The 1,037-nt window shown below is 59.2% G+C and carries 1 tRNA gene; it reads left to right on the top strand.

From position 1 onward, the window contains the following. Positions 1-846: 846 nt before the first annotated feature. Positions 847-908, top strand: a tRNA-OTHER gene (locus GUY59_RS47100). Positions 909-1,037: the final 129 nt, after the last annotated feature.

Genomic DNA, 1,037 nt, shown 5'->3' with positions numbered 1-1,037 from the left:
AAGGCTGGAGAATCTTGCGCAAGCTACGCTGCAGCCCGTCCAAGGCCGGCCACCTCTGCAAGGCCATCGCCGTCCTTCAAAACCATCGCGTCACCCAAGCCGGGTGAGCCTGAAATAGGTTCAATGATAGCCAATGCCGATTTAGACAGAAAGGCACGCGAAAACATCCGGCGCATACGCCCTCACACTCCGAACCACGCAGGGCGCCCTTGACGCCGGACGAAGCTCCACCCCACCCGGCAGAGGCCGAAAACCCTGACAGTGCAGCTCGGAGCGTGTTAGCAAACGGGCAAAGCATAAAATGCCCACCAACCAACCACAAGATCGAAAATGTGATACTCGTGTAGCAATCCGTGAGCATCCGGTCGAATTGCAGCGCAAGAGCTGAACAGGACTGCAGCGGAGCAGGAAGCCAGACGATCAGACGTGCCTTAATACAGCGTTGCTGCGGGACGAGCTCCATCGACAAGGTTCACACCCAGGCACACATGTTCAGCCGACGCACCCGAAGGGCTGCACATCAGCCGTGAAAGATCTCGGAGTGGCCAGCTCCCATTTCACATCAACCTTCCCTTACGAGCATCAAGGTGACGAACGAGACCAAACCCGTACACCACTCCCCGTGGACGCTAACCCACGACACAAACTGGGCCAGCGCGAGAGCACCGCCGCTGGCTAGCAGCAAGCACCCACACGTGAAGAGCGGGAACACCTTGCGAGGCCCTCGCGGCGAATGTCGGTCTGGCCAGGTAAACAGAAGTCGAGCAACAGGCGGCGGGAGATCATTGTCGAGGAACCGATACACATCAAGCTGCATCGACATATCACCCATCAGTAGACATAGCGGCCTCCGAACGGCTCGAGCTCTCCTAAAGCGGGTGCCGCAGGTTCGAATCCTGCCGGGGGCACGCTGTGATGTCTCAGGACATCGGAAACCCTCGAACCTACGGGTTCGGGGGTTTCGTCGTGTTGGGGTTTGCCTGGGGTTGGTAGTCGCGGGCGGGGTCGATGGTCAGCTCGCGCAGGAGTTCTCCGGT

The sequence above is a fragment of the Nonomuraea sp. K271 genome (assembly GCF_009908215.1).
Classification (GTDB): Bacteria; Actinomycetota; Actinomycetes; order Streptosporangiales; family Streptosporangiaceae; genus Nonomuraea; species Nonomuraea longispora.
This window is presented reverse-complemented; position numbering and strand designations above follow the sequence as displayed.